The sequence below is a fragment of the Microbacterium paulum genome (assembly GCF_015707995.1).
GTDB classification, from domain to species: domain Bacteria; phylum Actinomycetota; class Actinomycetes; order Actinomycetales; family Microbacteriaceae; genus Microbacterium; species Microbacterium paulum.
In genome coordinates this window covers 18,072-30,844 of sequence record NZ_JAAGRY010000043.1, presented here as the reverse complement: position 1 = coordinate 30,844, position 12,773 = coordinate 18,072, and the positions used below count along the sequence as shown (strand labels likewise).

Below are 12,773 nucleotides of genomic sequence, written 5' to 3'. Positions count from 1 at the left end.
CCTCGGCGGCCGCACGTTCGCGCGCGGCGGCTGCGTCGGCGCGCGCCTGCAGCTTGGTGAGCGACAACTCGGCGCGGGCGCGCTGCAGCTCGGCGTGCTCGCGCTCCGACTGCGCCTGACGCGCGAGGCGCTGCTGGGCGAGGGCCGTGCGGGCGTTGAGTTCGAAGCGCACTTCTTGCGGGGTCTCGCTCGTCTCGGCGAGGATCCGGAGCGCCTGGTTCAGCCGCACCGCGTTCCGCTCAGCCGCGTAGAACTGGTGACGCCCCTGCCACGAGGGCAGCAGGTACACCAGCCACAGCACGACTGCGACGAGGACGATGACACCACCGCCGAGAACCTGGCCACCCATGGGGTCCACGGTAGGGCCGAGGGGGCGCGAGCCGCGGCATCCCTCCCGCGTGTCTGACCTTCGAGTCGAACTTTAAGTTTCGACGGCCCCGAGTCAGCCTCAGAACCACGCCGAGCAGCCCGGCGTCAGACCCCGGGGAGCTCCCCGGCGCCTTGCGGAACCTCGCCGCGCACCCACCGCGCCAGCACCCCTTCGGGAACGTCTTCGCGCACGAGCGCGAACGCGTGGTGGTCGCGCCAGTCGCCCGCGATGTGGATGAACCGGCGCCGAAGTCCCTCGTAGCGGAAGCCGAGTTTCTCGACGACCCGCAGGCTCGCCTGGTTCTCGGGGCGGATGCAGATCTCCATGCGGTGAAGGCCCAGCTCGGTGAAGCACAGGTCGGTGGCGAGGGCGACGCTCGTCGGGGTGATCCCGCGCCCGGCGAACCGCTCGCTCACCCAATAGCCGATCGTCGCCGACGACAGCGAGCCGCGGGCGATGCCCCACACGTTCAGTTGCCCGGCGACCTCGTCGTCGTACTCCATCACGAGGGGGACACCGGCGCCGTCGCGGTACTGCTGCAGAAGGCGGCGGATGCCGAGGCGCATGTCAAACGACACGGCGCCGTCGGGGTTCGTGGCTTCCCACGGCCGCAACCAGGAGCGGTTCGACAGCAACTCGTTCTGCAGCGTCTTGGCGTCGCGCTGCTTGACGAGCCGGATGGAGATGCGCCCGTGCTGGCGCGGCACCGTCAGGTCCACCGACTCTCCCTCATGCTGGCTTACAGTTGCGCCGCGAACTCCTTGAGCCACGGGCGCAGCTGCGGGCCGAGGTCGTCACGATCAGAGGCGATCTGCACGATCGCCTTGATGTAGTCCACCCTATCGCCGGTGTCGTAGCGGCGACCGCGGAACACGACGCCCAGCACACCGTCGGTCGTCGCGAGTTCCTGCAGCGCGTCGGTCAGCTGGATCTCACCGCCCTTGCCCGGCTCGGTGCGCTCGAGGATGTCGAAGACGCCCGGCACGAGCACGTAGCGTCCGATGACGGCGTAGTTCGAGGGCGCGTCTTCTTTCGCGGGCTTCTCGACGAGGCCCGTGACCCGCACGACGTCGGGGTCGTCCGTCTCTTCGACCGACGCCACACCGTAGAGGTGGATGTGGTCGGGGTCGACTTCCATCAGCGCGATGACGGTGAGCCCGGTGCGCTCGTTCTCGTCGATCATCTTCTCGAGCAGCGGGTCGCGCTCGTCGATGAGGTCGTCACCCAGCAGCACGGCGAACGTGGAATCGCCGACGTGGTTTTTCGCGCGGAGCACCGCGTGGCCGAGGCCCTTCGGCTCGCCCTGGCGTACGAAGTGGATGTCGGCCAGCTCGGTCGAGGCCTGCACGCGGCGGAGCTTTTCGAGGTCGCCCTTGTTCGTCAGGTTCGATTCGAGCTCGGGCACCGAGTCGAAGTGATTCGAGATGTTGTTCTTGTTGCGCCCGAGGATGATCAGGATGTCGTCGGCGCCCGCGGCGACCGCTTCTTCGACGACGTACTGGATCGCCGGCTTGTCGACGACCGGCAGCATCTCTTTCGGCATCGCCTTCGTGGCGGGGAGGAATCGGGTACCGAGGCCTGCCGCGGGAATGACGGCTTTGATCCGGGAGGAGGTCATGAACACAACATAGCGCGGCCTCCTTGCCATCACATCGGCGTTCCATATGAGATGGCGACACCTACAATCGGACCATGCCCGATGCGATCGACGACGCGAAGCGCGCACTGCGCGCCGACCTGCGCGAACGCCGCCAGCAGCACTCCGAGGCTGTGCGCGCGGCCGCCGCCGCGGGAGTGAAAGCCCAGCTCGACGCGCTCGTCGCGAGCATCGGCGCCCGCTCGGTGTCGTGCTTCCTGTCGACGCCGACCGAGCCGGGGACGCACGAGTTCATCACGGATGCCACGGCACGAGGCATCCGTGTCTTGCTGCCCATCACGCGCGTCGACGGCCTGCTCGACTGGGCCGTCGCCGATCCGTCGGGAGACATCGCCGAGGGCCTGTTCGGCGTGCCCGAGCCGGTCGGCGAGGTGCTGAGCCCGTCGGCCGTGAACGACGTCGACCTCCTGATCATCCCCGCCGCAGCCGTCGACCGCACCGGCATGCGCCTCGGCTGGGGCCGCGGATACTTCGACAAGACGATCGGCTCGATGGAGAATTGCCCGCCCGTCTATGCCGTGATCTTCGACTCCGAGCTCGTCGACGCCGTGCCCCGCGACCTGCACGACCAGGCCGTCACCGGCGTCGTCACCCCCACCCAGACCGTCACGCTCGTCCGCTCGGCGCGCTGAACCGTCCCCCGCGAAACCGAGGTATCCATGCCCACCTACGCCTACGCCTGCACGCAGTGCGGGCACCGCTTCGACGCCGTGCAGTCCTTCAGTGACGCCGCCCTCACCGAATGCCCCGTCTGCGGCGGCACGCTGCGCAAGCAGTACGGCTCCGTGGGTGTGACCTTCAACGGGTCGGGCTTCTACCGCACCGACTCACGCGCGGGCGGCTCCGGCGCGGCAGGTGGCGGGAACGCGCCCGGTCCGACATCATCGAAGTCCGAGGCAACGTCCTCGCCCGCATCGTCGGAATCCTGACACCGGCTGAGGCCGGAGACCAAGGGGGCACCCACATGTTCAAAGGTTTCAAAGACTTCATCCTGCGCGGCAACGTCATCGACCTGGCCGTCGCGGTCGTCATCGGTGCGGCGTTCAGCGCGCTCGTCAACACGGTCGTAGAGGCGATCATCAACCCCGTCCTCGCCCTCTTCATGAAAAAGGACGCGGGCGGCAACATCGGCTTCACCGTGCAGGGCCTGTACGGCGAGGTGACCTTCCCGATCGGCAACCTGATCACCGCGATCATCACGTTCCTCATCACGGCGCTGGTCGTCTACCTCGTGTTCGTCTACCCGATGAACACCTGGAAGGAGCGCCAGGCCGCGAAGGCCGGCGTCGACCAGACGAAGGAAGAGCCGCTGCCGACCGAGCAGGAACTGCTCATCCAGATCCGCGACCTGCTCGAAGAACGCAAGAACCTCGACCTCAAGTGACCGACGCTCAGTAGTGCGGCGGAACGTCTCTGCGAAGACGATCGTCGTTCGGTCCCGATGCCCCGGCCGCCTCACGCGGGGCCGCCGGGGCATCGTGGTCTCGGCCGACGGGGCGCTCGGGATCGGGGTCTGATCCCGCGACGGGGGTCAGCTTCGCCCGGCGCGAACCGCGCACACGCACGATGCGCTGGCGCGGGGCATCCGTGTCGTCAGGGCACATCGATCGGCTGGGTGGCCGCGTGGTTCGCGGGCCCCTCAGGGGGAATACCGAGGATCGCGGCGATGCGCTCGGCGACACCCGACGGGTCGCTGTACAGATCGAAGGCGTGCACGCGGATGTAGTGCCAGCCGAGGCGGCGCAGCACCTGCGGGCGCAGCCGCAACGTCTCGCGCAGCGTGTCGCGCACGGTGTCGGAATCGCTCTCGGCGACGACGGCCTTGCCGCGGTACTGCGCCACGATCGGCAGCTGACCGCGGTAATCGACGTCGACCGAGACGCCGCGCGCGCGCAGGTGGCGTGCGAGGGTGAGCGTGAGCGGGTCGGCGAGGTCTTCGAGGCGGGCTTCGCGGTCGCGCGCGGCGATGCCGCCGAGGATCGACATGAGGGTGGATGCCCCGGATTCGAGCCGGCCCTCGTCGAACGCCGACGGGCGGATCGACGAGACGATCACCATCGAGCGGCGCGCGCGGGTCATGCCGACCGTGAGCAGCCGCTCGCCGTCTTCGCCGGAGAGGTCGCCGAAGTCGCTGAGCACGCGGCCGTGCTTGGTGAGTCCGAACCCGAGCGAGAAGACGACACGGTCGCGGCTCTCGGCCACCGAGTCTTCGAGGCCCAGCACGGCGAACGGCTCGGCCGTGTCGCGCCCGACGAAGTCGGCCACGTCGGCGCGGCCGGCGAAGGCCGAGGCCACCGCGGCGCGCACACGTTCGGCATGCCGTCGCGACGCCGTGACGACCATGAGCGTCTCGTTCGGCCGGTTGACGGCGTGCTCGACGACGAGCGTCACGACGCGCGCAACCTCGGCGTCGGGACTCTCGACGGCACCGGTGATCGGGTCGGGCGCTCCCGTGCCGCCTTCGACGTAGTCGACGCTCAGGCTGCCGCGGCCGAGGTACGAACCGGCCCACGGCAGCGAGACGAGCCGTCCGCCGTAGAAGGCCGTGTTGACGAGTTCGGCGAGGTCTTCGCCGCCGGCGCGGTAGCTGCGGGTGAGGGTCTCCGTCGGCAGAAGTTCGGCGAGCCGCTCGAAGACGCTGACGTCGTCGAAATCGACGTCGTCGGCACGGTCTTCGGGCTGCGGGTCGCCCGAACCCACCCGGAACGGGGTCGGGCGCTGCGTCACCGGGTCGCCGAAGGCGACGACCTGCCGCGCACGCCGCAGCGCGGGGGCGGCCTCGGCGAGGCAGAGCGCGGCGGCGTCGGCGATGATCACGACGTCGAACGGCGGCGCAGCCGGAATCGACGGCACCTCGTAGGGGGACGCGAGCCACACGGGGGCGAGCGTGCGCATGAGCGTCGGGGCCGCGTGGGAGAGCTCGACCGGGGTGGTCGCCCCCGACCGCAGCGCGTTCCGGAGCGCCGTCGCCTCGGCGGGCTCATCGACGACGGCGATCTTCCACTTCGTCGCGAGCTCGGCAGCCAGGAGCGGCCCGGCGGAACCGGCGTGCGCCTCGTCGACCAGGCGGTAGTCGCGTTCGAGCCGATCGACGACCGAGGTGTTCGCCCCGAGCAGCGCGCGATCGGTGCGCAGCATGGCCTCGAGGGCCGACTGCCACCAGGCGAACTCGAACTCGGCCGCGACGTCGCTCTCGGGCACGTGCCGAACCGACAGCTCGGTGAGCAGCGGCTCGAGGCCGAGTTCGGCGAGGCGCCCGCGGAGCGTCGCCCGCTCGACCAGGTTGTCGAACACGGCCGACTCGGCGGCGAGACCGGCGAGGGTGCGCAGCAGGTGCGGAATGGGGAGGGATGCCAGCGGCTCGGTCCGCCCGAGCGCGGTGTCGAGCGCGGCGAGGTCGGCGTTCACGCGCTGCCAGCTGGCGGCGACGTCGTCGAGCCCGATCGGCACCTCGGGGAGGACGCCTGGTTCGACCAGCTGCTGCCACTGCGCGCGCTGCTGCTGTACGCGCAGGAGCGCCTCGTGCATGTCGGTGACGTGCATGCCGGGGCGCACGTACTCGCGCGAGAGGTGCTTGAGACGGCGGCGCTGCGCACCCGACATCTCGGGGGCGTCGCGCCGCGCCGAGTACGCCCCGATCAGTTCGCCGAGCGGCCGCTCGTACACGGTCAAGCTGAACTTGTCGAGCGAGGCGCGGATGCCCTGCAGCAGCTGGATGTAGGCGCCGAGCTCGGTGATCGTCGTGAACGGGCGCATGCGGGTCTGAGCGATCAGCTCGTACCCGCGCTCGACGATCGCGGGCACCTCGGTGCGGTGCAGACGCTGCGCGAGCGCGTGCGCGTCGCGCGCCTGCTGCGTCGTGGCGAACGCGACGGCGTACCAGGGTGAGTCGTCGGGTCCGAAGCGGAACTCGCCGAGCCCCGCGGCCGTGGCCAGCGCCTGCGCCGCCTCGGCGCGCCGCGTGCTGAGCGCCTGCAGGGTGCGCAGGTCGAACCGGGTCTGGGCCGACGGCTGCGGCTCGCGGGCCGTGATGGTGGTGAGGGTGCGGAGCGCCTCGAGCGGCGAGATGCCGAGCTGCGGATGCCGCTGCGTGAGCGCGTCGCGGTAGTCGCGCAGCACCGTGCGCAGCCGCACGAGGGCGTCGTCGACGTCGGCGACCTTGGGCTGCTCGGCCTTCTCGTTGCGACCGATCGCGCGGATGAGGTCGCGGTGCAGGCGCGTGGGCGAGACCGCGAGCCCGGGCAGGCCGATGCCGGCGAGGCGGTGCCGCACACCCTCGAGGGTAGAGCGGCGCGCGCTCACGACGAGCACGCGCTTGCCGGCGCGTACGAGCTCGCCGACGGCGTTGATCACGGTCTGCGTGCCGCCGGTTCCCGGAAGGGTCTGCACCGTGAGTGACTGACCGGCGAGAATGCGCGCGAGCACGGCTTCTTGTTCGGCGTCGGCGTCGAGCAGCAGGCGGTCGGAGGCCGGCGGGCGCTCGTCGGCGCTGACGAGCGCGGGCAGCGGCCGCACGACGGTCAGCTCGTCGCGGTCGGACGCGTGCCCGGCGAGCGCGTTCAGCACCGGGTGGTCGAGGTCGGCGGCGTCGCGCACCATGTCGGATGCCACGTCGGCGAAGGTCGACACGACGAGTCTCGGCAGCACCGTGAAGGTGTCGACATGGGCGGTGAGGGCGCGCAGGTGGTCGATGACCGGCTGCGGCTTAAAGACGCCGCCGTCGTAGGCCAGCTCGGCGAGAGCTCGCCCGTCGAGCGAGATGCCGAAGTGCGTGCGTGCGGCGGCGACGAGTTCGGGGTTCACCGTGAACGAGCCGTGCAGCTTGAGGTCGAAGTCGAGGTGGTGCCGGCGGATGGCGAGCGGGCGCAGCAGCACCGGCGCCGCGTACGAGACGCCGCCGATCCGCCATGCGGCGATCGCGACCGCGAGGTGCACGGTGTCGAGCCCCCGCGAGGTGCGCAGCTCGACGTCTTTCGCGGCGATCCGCTCAGCCGCCAGGCGCGCCGTGCGGAGGGCCACCTCGTCGCGGAAGAGGTTCGACAGGAGCGTCGAACGCCCCGTGATGAACTGGGGCAGGCTGCCCGGGTGGGCTTTCGTGATGTCGATGCCGGCGTCACCGGCATCCGTGTAGTGCAGCAGGGTCGAGCGCCCGCCGAGGTGCGCCGACTCTTCGCGCAGCCGCGTGCGTTCGGCCTCTGCCACGTGCGTGACGACCACGCCGGGCTCGGAAAAATCGAGGTCTGCTGGGGTCACCGAGTGCGCGTGCTCGGCGTCATTCTCGCCTCGCACGGCGCCGCCGTCTCCTCGCCACACACTCGACACCCTAGGCGCCGTCACGGCAGGATGCGCGCCAGCGCGCGGGGTTTCGCGCGATTGTCTGCGTCTTCGTCGCCGCCTCCTCCCCAACCACGGGTTCTCGGCGGGTGTGCACAGATCGCCTGGTGCGCACCGAACGAGCGCGCGCCGCACGCCATCATGGCAGACATGACTTCGCGCAACAGCTCGCAGCGAGCCGGCCTCGCCGCGTTCTCGGTGCACCCGACACCGATCGGCCAGGCGCTCGTCGTCGTCACCGGCGAGGGCCTGGCCGCCCTGCAGCTGCTCGACGTGCGGCTCGGCGCGCGCGAGGACGTGCTCGCCGCCCTGACCGACGACCTCGGACTGCGACTGACCCCGGACGACGCGGCGACCGCCCCGGTCACTTCTCAGCTCGACGCGTACTTCGCCGGAGAGCTGCGCGCCTTCGATGTGGCCCTCGTCCTCCGTGGCGTCCACGGCTTCACCCGCGCAGCGCTCGACGCGGTCTGCGAGATCCCCTACGGCGCGGTGGCGTCGTATGCCGACGTCGCCGTGGCGGCCCGCCGCCCCGGGGCGAACCGCGCCGTGGGAACGGCGTGCGCGCGCACCCCGATCTCGATCATCTTGCCCGCGCATCGGGTCGTCCGCAGCGACGGCTCGATCGGCGAGTACGGCGGACACCCCGAGCGCAAACGCTTCCTCCTCGATCTCGAAGAGGAGGTCCTTCGCCGCGCGGGCGGCCACGAGGGTTCCGCGAGCGTGTAGGCCGCTCGCGGAGGAGCGAGCGGCCCCCGGATCCGCTGGGGGGATCCGGGGGCCGCTGTCGCCCGGGCGCAGTGCGGCCGGTGACTAGTGGTCGACGGCCTTCTCGGCGCCGTAGCCGGTGAGCGAGCGCACCTCCATCTCGGCGGCCTTCCGCGGGTCCTCCTTGCGGGTGGACGTGACCGATCCGAGCCAGCCGAGGAAGAAGCCCAGCGGGATCGACACGATGCCGGGGTTGTTCAGCGGCCAGATGGCGGTGCCGACGTTCTTGAAGACGCTCGTCTCGGTGCCCCAGAACACGGGCGAGAGGACGATCAGGATGATCGCCGCGGCGAGGCCGCCGTACATGCTCCACACCGCGCCGCGCGTCGTGAACCGGCGCCAGTACAGCGAGTACAGGATCGTCGGCAGGTTGGCGGAGGCCGCCACGGCGAAGGCGAGCGCCACGAGGAACGCCACGTTCTGCCCCTGCACGCCGATGCCGCCGAGGATCGCGAGCACGCCGATGACGATCACCGTGCGACGGGCGACCTTGACCTCGCCGTCGGGCGCGACCTTGCCCTTCTTCACGACGTTCGCGTAGATGTCGTGCGCGAACGACGCCGCGGCCGTGATCGTGAGACCCGCGACCACCGCGAGAATCGTCGCGAACGCGACCGCCGAGATGAACCCGAGAAGCAGCGGACCGCCGAGCGCCTGCGCGAGCAGCGGCGCTGCGGAGTTCACGCCACCCGGGGCGGCCTTGATCACGTCGGCGCCCACGAGCGCACCCGCGCCGTAGCCGAGCACCAGCGTGAGCAGGTAGAACAGGCCGATCAGCCAGATCGCCCAGACCACCGAACGGCGCGCCTCTTTCGCGGTCGGCACCGTGTAGAAGCGCATCAGCACATGCGGCAGGCCCGCGGTGCCGAGCACGAGCGCGATCGCGAGCGAGATGAAGTCCCACGGGTTCTTGCCGTACTGCAGACCGGGGGCGAGGATCGCGTCCTTCGGGTCGGTGACCGACGCGGCGACGGCGGATTCGAGCAGGGCGTTGAAGTCGAACCCGTTGATCGCGAGCACCCAGATCGTCATGACGATGGCGCCGCCGATGAGCAGGAACGCCTTGACGATCTGCACCCACGTGGTGCCCTTCATGCCGCCAATGAGCACGTACACGATCATCAGCACGCCGACGACCGCGACGACGACCGACTGGCCGATCTGCTCATGGATGCCGAGGAGCAGCGACACGAGGCCCCCCGCACCCGCCATCTGCGCGAGCAGGTAGAAGAAGCAGACCGCGAGCGTCGTGATCGCAGCCGCCATGCGGACGGGGCGCTCCTTCAACCGGAACGACAGCACATCGGCCATCGTGAACTTGCCCGTGTTGCGCATGAGTTCGGCCACGAGCAGCAGGGCGACGAGCCACGCCACGAGGAAGCCGATCGAATAGAGGAACCCGTCGTAGCCGTTGATCGCGATGGCGCCGACGATGCCGAGGAACGAGGCCGCCGAGAGGTAGTCGCCCGCGATCGCGAAGCCGTTCTGCGGGCCCGTGAACGAGCGGCCGGCGGCGTAGTAGTCGGCGGCGGTCTTGTTGTTGCGGCTCGCGCGGATGACGATGAACAGCGTCACCGCGACGAACGCGCCGAAGATCGAGATGTTGAGGACAGGGTTGTTCTCCGCCGTCGCCGTCGCTGCGGCGAAGACCGGGGCGGGCGCGGCCCCAGTCACCGTGCCGACGAGCGCGCTCATGCCTTCGCCTCCTGCTTCTCGAGCTCGCCGCGGATCTCCGCCGAGAGGGGGTCGACGCGGCGGTTCGCGTACGACACGTACGCCATCGTGATGGCGAAGGTCGTCACGAACTGGCCGAGGCCGAGCAGCAGGCCGATCGTGATGTCGCCCCACACGCGCGTGCCCATGAACTCCGCCGCGAACGACGAGAGCAGCACGTACGCGAAGTACCAGACGAGGAACGCGATGGTCAGCGGCCAGACGAAGCTGCGATGGCGCCGCTTCAGCTCGACGAACGACGCCGATTGCTCGACAGCGATGTAGTCGACGCCGCCGGGAGTGCTGGCGTCGGTGGACGATCCGGACATGTGGCCTCCTTGCCTCATGGGACGGGGCATGCGCCCCCGCGGCCGGTCGTCGTAGATCGGCCGCGTGATATCGTCGACGCTACGAAACCGGGTGACGCGGTCGTCACCCCCGGAAGTGGGTAGCGCAGGATGTCAGCAGTCGGCCTCGCGTCTGAGGACGATCTGATGACCCGCGCGGTGGGCGACCTCGCGACGCGCACCGGCCTGCCCGTCGCCTTCGGCGGCTTCGAACGAGACGGCGCGATCGACGTCAAGAGCGTCGTCGGCAACCGCACCTCGTCGCTCGCGGGGCTCGTCGTGCAGCCCACGCGCGGCCTTGGCGGCCGGGCGTTCGTCGAGCGCCGTCCGCGGCTCGCGCTCGACTACCGTTCGTCACGCAACATCACGCACGACTACGACCGCGCCGTGCTCGGCGAGGGCATCTCGACGCTCTTAGCCGTGCCGGTGCTCGTCTCGGGCCGGCCCCGGGGCGTCCTCTACTGCGGATCGTGGGCACGCTCCCCCTTCGGCGAGACGACGGCGCGCACCGCTCTGCAGGTCGCGTCCGACCTCGCGACCGAGCTGCGCGTGCGCGACGAGGTCGGTCGTCGGCTCCGCCTCCTGCCCGCTCCCGCCGAGACCCCCGCCCTCGACGTCGCCGCGCGCGAAGAGCTGCGCGAGGCGTACGCCGAGCTCCGCCGCATCGGCGCCGAGGTCGGCGACCCGGGCATCCGCCGACGGCTCGCCGACATCGAGTCGCGCCTCGCGACGCTCTCGCAGGGCGGCGCGGCCGAGATCGAGAAGCTCGACGTGCGCCTGTCGCCCCGCGAGACCGACGTGCTCGCGTGCGCCGCGCTCGGGCAGACCAACGCCGAGATCGCGGCGACGCTCACCCTCCGCGAGGGCACGGTGAAGTCGTACCTGCAGTCGGCGATGGCCAAGCTGGATGCCTCGACCCGCCACGCGGCGGTCGCGAAGGCGCGCCGGGCGGGCCTCCTACCCTGACGCGACGCGCGCTGCTCGCTAGGCTCTGCCCATGGCTCGCAAAATCGTGCATCAGCTCGTCGACGATCTCGACGGCACCGTCCTCGAGGTCGGCTCGGGCGAGACGATCCTCTTCTCTCTCGACGGCACCGCCTACGAGATCGACCTCACCGACGAGAACGCCGCGGCCCTGCGCGACGCCCTCGCCCCGTTCATCGCGGCCGCCCGTTCGGTGTCGGCCCGCGCCGGCGGCCGGAGCGGGTCGGGCAGCTCGGGCAGCTCGGGCGGCGCGCGGCGGCAGAAGCGCTCCGGGCAGCGCGACTATGCGCCGGTGCGCGAGTGGGCGGCGCAGAACGGCTACACCGTCTCGGAGCGCGGCCGGATTCCGGCGCCCGTGCTCGAGGCGTACGACGCCGCGCACTGAGCTTTCGCGGCCGGGCATCGCTCTCAGACGACGCACGGGCTCCTCTGCTATCGTCGTGGTCTGACCACAGTGAGGACTCGCATGCTCCGCCACCGCTCCCCCGCCCGCACCTTCCTCTCCGCCGCGACGCTCGCGGTCGTGCTCGCGGCCGGCGGCTCGCTGGCCGGATGCTCCGCGGCGTCGGGCGACGCTCCGACGACGTCGCCGACCGCGTCGACGAGCGACGCGGCGGTCGTCGCACCCGCGCACGCCGACGGGTACGGCCTCCCCGCGGGCGACGGCTCGGCACGCATCGAGCTGTGGACCGACCTGTCCTGCCCCTACTGCCGGCAGCTCGAGCTGGCCACCGGCGACCTCATCGCCGACGCCGTCGCGGCGGGCACGGCGACCCTCGTCATCCATCCCCTGAACTTCGTCAGCACCAAGCACGGCGACGACACCGACTGGTCGACGCGCGCGGCGAGCGCCCTCGCCGCGGTGAGCGACGCGGGCGAGAACGACCGTCTGCCCGCGTTCTACGCGCTGCTGCAGGAGCACCAGACCCTCGCGGACGGCACCTCGCACCCGACCGATGACGACATCGTCGCGCTCGCGCAGCAGGCGGGGGTCACCTCGGACATCTCCGACGCCGTCGCCTCGCGCCGCTTCGGCCCGTGGGTCTCGGCATCGAACCAGCATTGGCTCGGCGCGACGATCGACGGCACCTCGCAGGTGGTCTCGGGGGTGCCGATCCTCGTCGTGAACGGCACGGTCATCGACCTGTCCGCCGACGACCTCACCGGTCGCCTGCAGGCGGCGATCGACGCCGCGCAGAACTGACGCCGGCGGGGTCGACGCGCTGACCCGGACGCCGTGACCCGGCGGCTCAGCCCGCCTCGGCGAGGCGGTGCAGCAGCAGCACCTGCGAGGCGACCATCCGCTCGAGCTCGGCCGGGTCGACCGACTCGTCGGACGCGTGGATGCGGGCGTGCTCGGTGTCCTGCGCACCCCAGAGCACGACGGATGCCTCGGGCGAGCTCACGGTCGGGGATCTCGATCCCGTCGGTGGTGTTGCCGTAGTAGAGACGTCCCATGTCTGCTGCGCTCCTTCTGGTCGTTATTGCTCTGCCGAAAGGTTACTCACAAGAAAAAGTAGTTAATCAAGCGAGATACACATCGGGTGTATAGTAAGTGCAGCAAGTAGCCAATCAACGTGCCGACATCGGCCGGAGGTGT

At 70.6% G+C, this 12,773-nt stretch carries 13 protein-coding genes and 1 pseudogene; 7 read left to right on the top strand and 7 right to left on the bottom strand.

Annotation, left to right across the window (positions count from 1 at the left end; genetic code table 11):
* The 3 genes and pseudogenes from G3N18_RS11055 to galU all read right to left on the bottom strand — a co-directional run.
* A pseudogene (locus tag G3N18_RS11055) lies at nucleotides 1-349 on the bottom strand (large exoprotein); the annotation flags it as partial.
* A gap of 125 nt (nucleotides 350-474) precedes the next feature.
* Entirely contained in the window at nucleotides 475-1,089 is a 615-nt protein-coding gene (locus tag G3N18_RS11050; protein ID WP_196384315.1) for a GNAT family N-acetyltransferase, read from the bottom strand.
* Nucleotides 1,090-1,109: 20 nt separating this feature from the next.
* Nucleotides 1,110-1,988 carry a UTP--glucose-1-phosphate uridylyltransferase GalU gene (galU, locus tag G3N18_RS11045; RefSeq protein WP_196384314.1) on the bottom strand — a complete coding sequence of 293 codons (879 nt, stop codon included), beginning with the start codon at nucleotides 1,986-1,988 and terminating at the stop codon, nucleotides 1,110-1,112.
* A gap of 74 nt (nucleotides 1,989-2,062) precedes the next feature.
* Here galU and G3N18_RS11040 point away from each other — a divergent pair, with 74 nt between their 5' ends.
* Genes G3N18_RS11040 through mscL form a run of 3 tightly spaced genes read left to right on the top strand, consistent with a single transcriptional unit; the run spans nucleotide 2,063 to nucleotide 3,411 of the window.
* Nucleotides 2,063-2,659: a 5-formyltetrahydrofolate cyclo-ligase gene (locus tag G3N18_RS11040; protein WP_196384313.1), complete on the top strand. Its 597-nt coding sequence runs from the start codon at nucleotides 2,063-2,065 to the stop codon at nucleotides 2,657-2,659.
* A 27-nt stretch (nucleotides 2,660-2,686) separates the two neighbouring features.
* On the top strand, nucleotides 2,687-2,956 hold the full coding sequence (locus G3N18_RS11035) for an FmdB family zinc ribbon protein (RefSeq protein WP_196384312.1): 270 nt from the start codon (nucleotides 2,687-2,689) through the stop codon (nucleotides 2,954-2,956).
* Between the two features lie 35 nt (nucleotides 2,957-2,991).
* Entirely contained in the window at nucleotides 2,992-3,411 is a 420-nt protein-coding gene (gene mscL / locus G3N18_RS11030) for a large conductance mechanosensitive channel protein MscL (RefSeq protein WP_196384311.1), read from the top strand.
* A 209-nt stretch (nucleotides 3,412-3,620) separates the two neighbouring features.
* Here the strand turns inward: mscL and G3N18_RS11025 are convergent, their stop codons facing one another.
* The gene (locus G3N18_RS11025) at nucleotides 3,621-7,316 is read right to left on the bottom strand and encodes an AAA family ATPase (protein WP_196384310.1); all 3,696 of its coding nucleotides are present in this window, start codon (nucleotides 7,314-7,316) and stop codon (nucleotides 3,621-3,623) included.
* Between the two features lie 195 nt (nucleotides 7,317-7,511).
* On the opposite strand from G3N18_RS11025, the gene G3N18_RS11020 reads away from it, so the two are divergent.
* Nucleotides 7,512-8,090 carry a methylated-DNA--[protein]-cysteine S-methyltransferase gene (locus G3N18_RS11020; protein ID WP_196384309.1) on the top strand — a complete coding sequence of 193 codons (579 nt, stop codon included), beginning with the start codon at nucleotides 7,512-7,514 and terminating at the stop codon, nucleotides 8,088-8,090.
* An 84-nt stretch (nucleotides 8,091-8,174) separates the two neighbouring features.
* Here G3N18_RS11020 and G3N18_RS11015 read toward each other — a convergent pair whose 3' ends face one another.
* Both G3N18_RS11015 and G3N18_RS11010 read right to left on the bottom strand, forming a co-directional pair.
* Nucleotides 8,175-9,824: a solute symporter family protein gene (locus tag G3N18_RS11015; protein WP_206693166.1), complete on the bottom strand. Its 1,650-nt coding sequence runs from the start codon at nucleotides 9,822-9,824 to the stop codon at nucleotides 8,175-8,177.
* Nucleotides 9,821-10,171 carry a DUF485 domain-containing protein gene (locus G3N18_RS11010; protein ID WP_196384308.1) on the bottom strand — a complete coding sequence of 117 codons (351 nt, stop codon included), beginning with the start codon at nucleotides 10,169-10,171 and terminating at the stop codon, nucleotides 9,821-9,823. The genes G3N18_RS11015 and G3N18_RS11010 overlap by 4 nt, the downstream gene beginning before the upstream one ends.
* Nucleotides 10,172-10,300: 129 nt before the next feature.
* Between G3N18_RS11010 and G3N18_RS11005 the strand changes: the two genes are divergently transcribed.
* The 3 genes from G3N18_RS11005 to G3N18_RS10995 all read left to right on the top strand — a co-directional run bounded on the left by G3N18_RS11005 (nucleotide 10,301) and on the right by G3N18_RS10995 (nucleotide 12,377).
* A complete protein-coding gene (locus G3N18_RS11005; RefSeq protein WP_196384307.1) occupies nucleotides 10,301-11,155 on the top strand; it encodes a LuxR C-terminal-related transcriptional regulator in 855 nt (284 codons plus the stop codon).
* Between the two features lie 31 nt (nucleotides 11,156-11,186).
* A complete protein-coding gene (locus G3N18_RS11000) occupies nucleotides 11,187-11,558 on the top strand; it encodes a histone-like nucleoid-structuring protein Lsr2 (RefSeq protein ID WP_196384306.1) in 372 nt (123 codons plus the stop codon).
* Nucleotides 11,559-11,639: 81 nt separating this feature from the next.
* On the top strand, nucleotides 11,640-12,377 hold the full coding sequence (locus G3N18_RS10995) for a DsbA family protein (RefSeq protein WP_196324299.1): 738 nt from the start codon (nucleotides 11,640-11,642) through the stop codon (nucleotides 12,375-12,377).
* A 46-nt stretch (nucleotides 12,378-12,423) separates the two neighbouring features.
* On the opposite strand, the gene G3N18_RS10990 is transcribed toward G3N18_RS10995, so the two are convergent.
* Nucleotides 12,424-12,579 (bottom strand): hypothetical protein, encoded by a 156-nt coding sequence (locus tag G3N18_RS10990; protein WP_196384305.1) that lies wholly within the window; start codon nucleotides 12,577-12,579, stop codon nucleotides 12,424-12,426.
* Nucleotides 12,580-12,773 lie beyond the last annotated feature (194 nt).

Excerpts from the sequence above, each read along its gene's own strand:
- galU (WP_196384314.1), bottom strand. The coding sequence starts at position 1,988 with ATGACCTCCTCCCGGATCAAAGCCGTCATTCCCGCGGCAGGCCTCGGT.
- G3N18_RS11040 (WP_196384313.1), top strand. The coding sequence starts at position 2,063 with ATGCCCGATGCGATCGACGACGCGAAGCGCGCACTGCGCGCCGACCTG.
- G3N18_RS11035 (WP_196384312.1), top strand. The coding sequence starts at position 2,687 with ATGCCCACCTACGCCTACGCCTGCACGCAGTGCGGGCACCGCTTCGAC.
- mscL (WP_196384311.1), top strand. The coding sequence starts at position 2,992 with ATGTTCAAAGGTTTCAAAGACTTCATCCTGCGCGGCAACGTCATCGAC.
- G3N18_RS11020 (WP_196384309.1), top strand. The coding sequence starts at position 7,512 with ATGACTTCGCGCAACAGCTCGCAGCGAGCCGGCCTCGCCGCGTTCTCG.
- G3N18_RS11015 (WP_206693166.1), bottom strand. The coding sequence starts at position 9,824 with ATGAGCGCGCTCGTCGGCACGGTGACTGGGGCCGCGCCCGCCCCGGTC.
- G3N18_RS11010 (WP_196384308.1), bottom strand. The coding sequence starts at position 10,171 with ATGTCCGGATCGTCCACCGACGCCAGCACTCCCGGCGGCGTCGACTAC.
- G3N18_RS11005 (WP_196384307.1), top strand. The coding sequence starts at position 10,301 with ATGTCAGCAGTCGGCCTCGCGTCTGAGGACGATCTGATGACCCGCGCG.
- G3N18_RS11000 (WP_196384306.1), top strand. The coding sequence starts at position 11,187 with ATGGCTCGCAAAATCGTGCATCAGCTCGTCGACGATCTCGACGGCACC.
- G3N18_RS10995 (WP_196324299.1), top strand. The coding sequence starts at position 11,640 with ATGCTCCGCCACCGCTCCCCCGCCCGCACCTTCCTCTCCGCCGCGACG.